Source organism: Thiomonas sp. TH-17 (genome assembly GCF_057473305.1).
Genome location: NZ_JBYCKI010000073.1, coordinates 1 through 5,724 on the forward strand (window position 1 = coordinate 1; position 5,724 = coordinate 5,724).

The window sequence follows — 5,724 nt, forward strand, 5'->3', positions numbered from 1 at the left end:
CTGGGCAACATGCCGCCGCCGGGAAACAGCCCCAGCATGCGGAACAGGAAGCCTCCGATAAAGGCGCCGACTACGCCGACCACCAGATCGCCCAGCACGCCGAAGCCGCTGCCTTTGGTGATCTTGCCGGCCAGCCAGCCCGCGATCAGACCGATGATCAAAAATCCGATGAGTCCCATGCCGCGCTCCTTTGCCCGCGAGGGCGATTGACGATGGGCGCAAGGTAACAGCGTTGCCGCCGCCTTGTGTTACGCGCCGCGCAGCACCCGGCCGAGGTAAGGGCCGGTGACGCTGTCGGGGTGGGTGGCGATGTCTTGCGGCGTGCCTTCGGCAATGAGGCGGCCGCCGCCCGCGCCGCCCTGGGGGCCGAGCTCGACGATCCAGTCGGCGCTGGCGAGCACGTCGAGGTTGTGCTCGATGATGACGATGGTGTTGCCGGCCTCGCGCAGCTTGAGCAGCACGCCCAGCAGCAATTCGATGTCGGCGAAGTGCAGGCCGGTGGTGGGTTCGTCGAGGATGTAGAGCGTGCGGCCGGTGTCGCGTTTGGAGAGTTCGAGCGCCAGTTTCACCCGCTGCGCCTCGCCGCCCGACAGGGTGATGGCCGACTGCCCGAGGCGGATATAGCCCAGCCCCACGTCCTTGAGCGTCTGCAGCTTGCGGGCGATGGCGGGCACGGCCGAAAACGTCTCCAGCGCCTGCTCCACGGTGAGTTCCAGCGCCTGCGCGATGCTCAGGCCGCGGTAGGTGACTTCGAGGGTTTCGCGGTTGTAGCGCTGGCCGCCGCACACGTCGCAAGGCACATAAAGATCGGGCATGAAGTGCATTTCCACCTTCACCGCGCCGTCGCCCTGGCAGGCCTCGCAGCGGCCGCCCTTCACGTTGAAGGAGAAGCGTCCGGCGTCGTAGCCGCGCTCGCGCGCCACGGGCGTCTGCGCATACAGCTCGCGGATGGGGGTGAACAGCCCGGTATAGGTGGCCGGATTGCTGCGCGGGGTGCGGCCGATGGGCGACTGATCGACTGCGATCACTTTGTCGAGCTGATCGAGCCCTTCAATGGCCGCATAGGGTGCGGCCTCCAGCCCGGCGCGGTTGAGTTCGCGCGCGCAGGCGGCGTAGAGGGTGTCGTTGATCAGGGTGGATTTGCCCGAACCCGACACCCCCGCCACGCAGGTGATGCGCCCCAGCGGAAAACGCGCGGTGACGTCGTGCAGATTGTTGCCGCAGGCGCCGCTCAGGGTGAGCCAGTGTTCGGGCGCGGCGTCGTGCCGCGGCTTGCCGCGAAACACGCTGCGCGTGCCGCTCAGATAAGCGCCGGTGATCGAGTTGGGATCGGCCATGATGCTCTGCGGCGTGCCCTGGGCAATGATGCTCCCGCCGTGCTCGCCCGCGCCGGGCCCCATGTCCACCACATAATCGGCGCAGAGAATGGCGTCGCTGTCGTGCTCCACCACCAGCACGCTGTTGCCCAGATCGCGCAGCCGCTTGAGGGTGGCGATCAGCCGGTCGTTGTCGCGCTGGTGCAGGCCGATGGACGGCTCGTCGAGCACGTACATCACCCCGGTCAGGCCCGAGCCGATCTGGCTGGCCAGGCGGATGCGCTGCGCCTCGCCGCCCGACAGGGTGTCGGCGCTGCGGTCGAGGGTGAGATAGTCCAGCCCCACGTCGATGAGAAAGCGCAGGCGGCTGCCGATCTCGTGCACCAGCCGCGCCGCCACTTCGGCGCGCTGGCCTTCGAGCTGCAGCGTGGCGAACCAGTCGTGCAGCTCGCGCAGCGGGCGATGCGCCAGCGCCTGCAGCCGCTCGCCGCTGATGGTGACATTGCGTGCAATCGGCCCGAGCCGCGCGCCCAGACAGTCGGGGCAGGTCTGCACGGTGCGCAGGCGCGCGAGTTCTTCGCGCACCGCGGGGCTGTCCGTCTCGATCCAGCGGCGTTCGAGATTGGGCACGATGCCCTCGAACGGGTGGGTCTTGATCGTGGGCTTGTTGCGGTCGTTCAGATAGGTGAAGGCGATGGCCTCCGACCCGCTGCCGTGCAGCAGCACCTGACGCACCGCCTGCGGCAACTGCTCGTAGGGCGTGTCGAGATCGAAGCCGTAATGCGCGCCCAGCGCCTGCAGCATCTGAAAGTAGAAGGCGTTGCGTTTGTCCCAGCCGCGAATCGCGCCGCTGGCCAGACTGAGCTCGGGATGGGCCACCACCCGCGCCGGGTCGAAGCGCTCGACCTCACCGAGCCCGTCGCAAGTCGGGCAGGCGCCGGCCGGATTATTGAAGGAGAACAGCTTGGGTTCGAGCAGCGGCGCCGTCGTGCCGCAGATCGGGCAGGTGGGGCGGCTGTGAAACGTGGTCAGCGCGCCGCTGTCGGCGTCGAGCGCGCCCACCGGGCCTTCGGACAGGCGCAGTGCCGTCTCCAGGCTCTCGGCCAGGCGCTGACGCAGATCGGGGCCGGTCTTGATGCGATCCACCACCACCTCGATGCGCTGCGGCGCCGGCGCGTCCGCATCGGGCAGGCTTTGCGCATCGACCACCACGCCGTCGAGCCGAAAGCGCACAAAACCCTGCGCCCGCAGCGCCGCCAGCCGTCCGGTGGCCGAAGCGCCCATTTGCGCCGCAGGCAAGGGCGCGAGAATGAGCAGCCGCCGTCCCTCGGGCCAGGCGACGAGCGCATCGACCATCTGCGAAATCGTCTGCGCCTGCAAGGGCTCGTCGGGATGGTTGGGGCAATGCGGCGTGCCCGCGCGGGCGTACAGCAGCCGCAGGTAATCGTGAATTTCCGTCACCGTGCCCACGGTGGAGCGCGGATTGTGGCTGGTGGCCTTCTGCTCGATGGCAATGGCCGGGGCCAGCCCTTCGATCAGATCGACATCGGGCTTTTCCATCAACTGCAGAAACTGCCGCGCATAGGCCGACAGGCTTTCCACATAACGGCGCTGCCCCTCGGCGTACAGCGTGTCGAACGCCAGACTCGACTTGCCCGAACCCGACAACCCGGTGATGACCACCAGCTTGTTGCGCGGCAGATCGAGCGAGATGTTTTTCAGATTGTGGGTGCGCGCCCCGCGCACGCGAATCAACGCCTCGGCCTGGGCGCTGGCCAGCGGTTCAAACGAGGAGGCGACATCATTCATGGGCGGAGGCGAAAAAAGCGAACCCGACACTATAAGGCGCACGGCCCCATCGGTCCCATCTTCTGCGCTTGCCGCCGACATTCGGCACGCCGAATCCGGTCACTGATGAAACCGCATGTAATCCTGGGCACTTCTCGACAAATTCCGTCACGAAGCAGGGCCGCGCATCGTGGAAAATACGCTTCAGATTGAGTTTTTCTCTCCGCCGAGACGCCCAGCCGTTCTCCGCCTGCCGTTTACTGGCCGCCCTTGCGGCTCTTCAGCGCTTAACACCATGGCTTCCAAATCTTCCCGACGATCCAAGACGACCGCCCCCAAGGACGCAATGACCCCGGCCGAGCGCCGCGCTAGCAGCACGCTGGCGTCGATCTACGGCCTGCGCATGCTGGGGCTGTTTTTCATCCTGCCGGTGTTTGCCATTTACGCCGAGCACCTGCCGCACGGTCAGGATAAATTCCTCGTCGGCCTGGCGCTGGGCATCTACGGCCTGACGCAGGCGGTGCTGCAGATTCCCTTCGGCGTGGCCAGCGACCGCTTCGGCCGCAAGCCCGTCATGGTGGTCGGGCTGCTGATCTTCGCCATCGGCTCGTTCGTCGCCGGGGCCAGCGACAACCTCTACCTCATCATCATCGGCCGCGCCATTCAGGGCGCCGGGGCCATTTCGGCGGCCATCTCGGCCATGATCGCCGACTCCACCCGCGACCAGCACCGCACCAAGGCCATGGCCATGGTGGGCATGACCATCGGCTTTTCCTTCATCGTGTCGCTGGTGTTCGGGCCGCCGGTCTATCACGCCATCTCGGTGCCCGGCATGTTCGACCTCACCGGCATTCTGGCCATCGTGGCCATTGCCGTGATCATCTGGGTGGTGCCCAACGTGCCCATGGCCACGCCCTCCGAAGAGGTGCAAGGCCACTGGGCCAAGGCGGTGTTCACCCCGGCGCTGCTCAAGCTCGACTTCTCGATTTTCGTCGTCAACTTTCTGCAGGTGAGCATGTTCGTGGTGGTGCCGGTGGCGCTGGTGAAATACGCCGGCATTCCCCTGCTGCACCACTGGATGGTTTATCTGCCCGTCACGCTGATTTCGTTCGCGCTGTCCATCCCCGGCATCATTTACGCCGAGAAATACGGCTATATGAAACCCGTGTTCGTCGGCGGCGTGGCGCTGCTGGTGCTCACCATGCTGGGCTTTGCCGCAGGCTACAAAAACCCCGTGGCGCTCATCGCCGCGCTGTTCTTCTTCTTCCTCTCCTTCAACCTGATGGAAGCCCTGCTGCCCTCGCTGGTGTCGCGCACCGCGCCCGCCAGCCGCAAAGGCCTGGCCATGGGTGTTTACAACACCGGGCAATCGCTCGGCCTGTTTGCCGGTGGCGCAGTGGGCGGCTGGCTGGCGCAATACAGCAGTGAAGACGTGTTTTTCGTCGCTGCCGCGCTGGCCGCGCTGTGGCTGCTGGTGTCGTTCACCATTCAGCCCCCGCCCAAGCGCCACAAACCCGCCGAGGCCGAAGCCGCCCCCGCGCAGCCGCAGAGCGCCTGAACCCCAACCGGGCCGCGAGTGAGGCCGCGGCTGGCGTTATGCTTGCCGCCATCGTCCCGCAGCCCGCGGGACGCCGCAATTCAGGACACCTCATGGCCTCCGTCAACAAAGTCATTCTCGTCGGCAATCTCGGCCGCGACCCCGAAACCCGCTTCGCCCCCAGCGGCGCGGCCATCTGCAACATCACCATCGCCACGTCGCGCAACTGGAAAGACAAATCCAGTGGCGAAAAGCGCGAAGAAACCGAATGGCACCGCGTGGTGTTCTACGACAAGCTCGCCGAAATCGCCGGGGAATACCTCAAGAAAGGCCGCCCGGTGTACGTGGAAGGCCGCCTGAAAACCCGCAAGTGGACCGACAAAGACGGCGTCGAGAAATACACCACCGAAATCATTGCCGAAGAAATGCAACTGCTCGGCGGCCGTGAAGGCGGTGGTGGTGGCGGCGGCGCAGACGACGAAGGCTACAGCCGCGGCCGCGAGGCCTCCCCCAGCCGGGCCGCCCCCAGCCGCGCCCCCGCCCCGGCCGCCAGCAAGCCGGCGAGCGACTTCGGCGACATGGACGACGATATTCCTTTCTGAGGCTGACTGCCCGCCGCTGGTCCACCCCCTCCCCCACGCTGTAGGGGAGGCGTGTTGGCGGCCTCTCCCCATGTGGGGAGGGTCAGGGTGGGGAGGCGCAGCCCCAAACTTCAACGTGCCTGATCCCTACTCATGCCCTCCTCAAAAGCTCCCTACAGTCGGCCCACGGATGCTGCGAGCTTCGCCGTCCGCGAGGACACCATCGAGTACGGCTTCATCGGCACGCTGCAAAACCTCAAGTACGAATACCGCCCCGACATCCGCGACCGCGCCGCGCTGGAGCGCAACTTCCGCGAGAAATTCGAGGCGCTCAACCGTGTGCATCTCACCGATGCCGAGTTCGCCCGCCTGCTCGATGAAATCGTCAGCCCGGATGTGTTCACTGCCGCCAAGACCCTGCGCAGCATCAACGCCTTCACCCGCGACGACGGCACGCCGCTGAACTACAGCCTCGTCAACCTCAAGGACTGGTGCAAGAACA

Annotated in this window: 4 protein-coding genes; 3 read left to right on the top strand and 1 reads right to left on the bottom strand. The window is 66.2% G+C overall.

The features are described from left to right. Positions 1–248: 248 nt before the first annotated feature. On the bottom strand, positions 249–3,125 hold the full coding sequence (uvrA, locus tag AC2VLV_RS04830) for an excinuclease ABC subunit UvrA (protein WP_486988896.1): 2,877 nt from the start codon (positions 3,123–3,125) through the stop codon (positions 249–251). A 274-nt stretch (positions 3,126–3,399) separates the two neighbouring features. Here uvrA and AC2VLV_RS04835 point away from each other — a divergent pair, with 274 nt between their 5' ends. From AC2VLV_RS04835 to AC2VLV_RS04845, 3 genes are all read left to right on the top strand, one after another. Continuing rightward, positions 3,400–4,662, top strand: a complete 1,263-nt coding sequence (locus AC2VLV_RS04835) for an MFS transporter (RefSeq protein WP_486988897.1) — start codon at positions 3,400–3,402, stop codon at positions 4,660–4,662. 92 nt (positions 4,663–4,754) lie between these two features. Then, on the top strand, positions 4,755–5,243 hold the full coding sequence (gene ssb / locus AC2VLV_RS04840) for a single-stranded DNA-binding protein (RefSeq protein WP_486988898.1): 489 nt from the start codon (positions 4,755–4,757) through the stop codon (positions 5,241–5,243). Between the two features lie 132 nt (positions 5,244–5,375). Then, positions 5,376–5,724, top strand: a 349-nt coding sequence (locus AC2VLV_RS04845) for a type I restriction endonuclease (protein ID WP_486988899.1), incomplete at its 3' end; no start/stop codon positions are given.